Raw genomic sequence first — 2,559 nt, forward strand, 5'->3', positions numbered from 1 at the left:
AGCGCGTTGTGGTGCGGCAGCCAGCCGTCAGCCCCTGCGCTCCTCCGACCGCCGCCGAGCGCCGGCAAGCTCTCCATCGCCCAGTGCAGGAGGCGAAAGTCTGGAATGACAAGACGCTACGGGCGTGTTTCTAACACACCGTGACCAGCTTGCGCCAACCTCAGCTGCGGCGCAGCGGTGTTCTGATTACTCAAACGTGCGGCAGCCTCTTCAGATTGGGCTCGCCCAAGTGTTCCTGAGCTGGCCATGCGGTGTTTACGTGCCCTCTGGGGTCACTTGCGACACATTGAATCGGCCAATTCTCAATGCCTCGGAAAGCGCGCTGTCGTTCTCGCTTCTTTGGCGTTTCTGAACACAGTTAGCCCAATGTCGATGACCAACCACCACAGCATAAACGAGAGGATGTAGACATCAATCAGGTCTGGAAGACCGTCGGGCCCCTGGTAAGGACCGGTGAATATCATGATGTAGAACGCGGGATAAATGGGCCACGTCGCGATCGACGCGACCAGTCCCAGAGCGTCGGACCGCGTGTACCAGAGGTTCCCAATGACAAGAGTAGTGGCCAAGAGCAAGCCGGCTACTGCAGCACTAGCAATGTGATGTCTCATTTCGTCTCCTGCACGGCGCGTGCAGTTCTCTCCTCAGTGTATTGCGCAAAGCGCGCACAAAGGTTTCAACAGCCTCTTGAACACGATTGTGAAGGAGCGAGACGAGCAAAGGACTGTGCGCCGAGGGGGGTAGTGTCCCGTCAAGTGGTGTAAATCGCGCGCGTCTTCCCTGAGTTCGACCACGGCGTGGACGCTGCCGCAGCCGTGGACGGAAGAGCACCGTCCACCGCTGCCTGGAAACCACAGAGCGGTTTCCACAAGCGCCCACACCGGCGTCCGTCCTTCACGCAATGGCGGCGAAGATCTCCTGCGCCGTGGCGGGCAACGCCGGCGCTGTGAGCTGCTTCATCGATTCGGCGCTGAAGTAGCGCCGTTCGGCCACCGCCCATTCGTCATCCTGCTCGAGCAGAATGGCACCGACCAGGCGAATGACGGATTGTGGGGTCGGAAAGATCCCGACCACATTGGACCGCCGCTTGATTTCCTTGTTCAGGCGCTCGAGCGGATTCGTACTGTGCAGCTGACGCTGATGCTCAAGTGGCATGTGCCGGTACGCCAGCACGTCTTCAGCGGCCTCCTCCAGCAACGCGGCGGCCCGGGCAAAGCGCGCGCGGAGGCCGTCCGCCACCTTCCGCAGCTGCGTCATCGCCGTGGTGTGATCCGGTTGCGCGAAGATCGTCCGCACCACCGCGGCAATCGCTTCACGCGCGCCCTTCGGCACCGTCGCGAGCAGATTCCGCATGAAGTGCACGCGGCACCGCTGCCACGCCGCGCCGCTCAGCACCGTCGCGACCGCCTGCTTCAGGCCCTCGTGCGCATCGGAGGTGACCAGGCGCACGCCGCGGAGGCCGCGTTTGACGAGGTTCCGCAGAAACGCCGTCCAGAACGCCCGATCCTCCGACGGGCCGACGTCGATCCCGAGGACCTGGCGCTCGCCCTCACTGGTCACGCCCACGGCGACGACCGTCGCCTGGCTGGTCACGCGCCCGTTGACCCGCACCTTGTGGTACGTCGCATCGACCCAGAGGTACGGATAGTCGGTCGTCAGCGCCCGTGTCCGGAAGGCCTCCACCAGCGGGTCGAGCTCGCCGCAAATCCGGGATACTTCCGACTTCGAGACGCCATCGAGCCCGAGCGCCTTCATCAGCTCGTCCACCTTCCGCGTCGAGACGCCATGCACGTACGCCTCTTGGACCACCGCCAGCAGGGCGTGCTCCGCGCGCCGGCGAGGCTGCAGCAACGAGGGGAAGTAGGTGCCGGGCCGCACCTTCGGGATCGCCAGCTCGATCGTGCCGACCCGCGTGTCCCAGGTCCGCATCCGGTAGCCGTTGCGATGGCCCGTCCGTTCGGGCGTGCGCTCGTGGCGGTCCGCACCAATAAGCCCAGCCACCTCCGTTTCCATCAACGCCTGCGAGAGCACCCGGATGCCCTCCCGCAGCACATCCCCGTCCTGCTCCTCGAGGAGCTTGCCAATAAACGCAGACAGATCCATTCTGGGCTTCGCCATCGCGTCAACACCTCCGTGTCGTCCTTCTCCGGCCAAGAGAGAACTCACGGAAAGATGCGCGATGGCGGCTTCCCTTGTCTACGCCGCCAGGCCTATCGAATTTCCACCACGAGCTGGGACTCTAACCCTTGCCGCTTTACGATCGCCCTTCATCACGTGATACGACACCGGCACGGGAGCTTCGGGAAAATACTTCCGAAGTGCGGTCAAGAACTCGTCAGGGCGGTGCAGGAGGGCGTGATACGCGACATAGTCTGATGCCAGGATGCTGCTGGTCGGATCGATCTCAAATGCCTTCTGAAACTCACGCTCCGCAAGATCTTCAAGTCCGATGTGGTTATAGAGCTCAGCCAGTTCCTTGTGGCCAATATTCGGATCGAACTGCTGTGCGGCACGCACTTGTCGTATTGCGGCGGCTGCCCGATAACCCGACGAATGGCT

2 protein-coding genes are annotated in these 2,559 nt (G+C 62.8%); both read right to left on the reverse strand.

All coding sequences use genetic code 11. From position 1 onward, the window contains the following. Window positions 1-894 precede the first annotated feature (894 nt). Entirely contained in the window at window positions 895-2,118 is a 1,224-nt protein-coding gene (locus tag VLE48_12965; GenBank protein ID HSA93917.1) for an IS256 family transposase, read from the reverse strand. A 78-nt stretch (window positions 2,119-2,196) separates the two neighbouring features. Next, window positions 2,197-2,559 (reverse strand): hypothetical protein (locus VLE48_12970; GenBank protein ID HSA93918.1); only part of this gene is annotated, 363 nt, incomplete at its 5' end.

This window comes from Terriglobales bacterium (assembly GCA_035454605.1).
In the GTDB taxonomy this organism is placed as follows: domain Bacteria; phylum Acidobacteriota; class Terriglobia; order Terriglobales; family Acidobacteriaceae; genus DATMAB01.

Coding starts and splice junctions, on each gene's coding strand:
- VLE48_12965 (HSA93917.1), bottom strand. CDS start 2,118: ATGGCGAAGCCCAGAATGGATCTGTCTGCGTTTATTGGCAAGCTCCTC.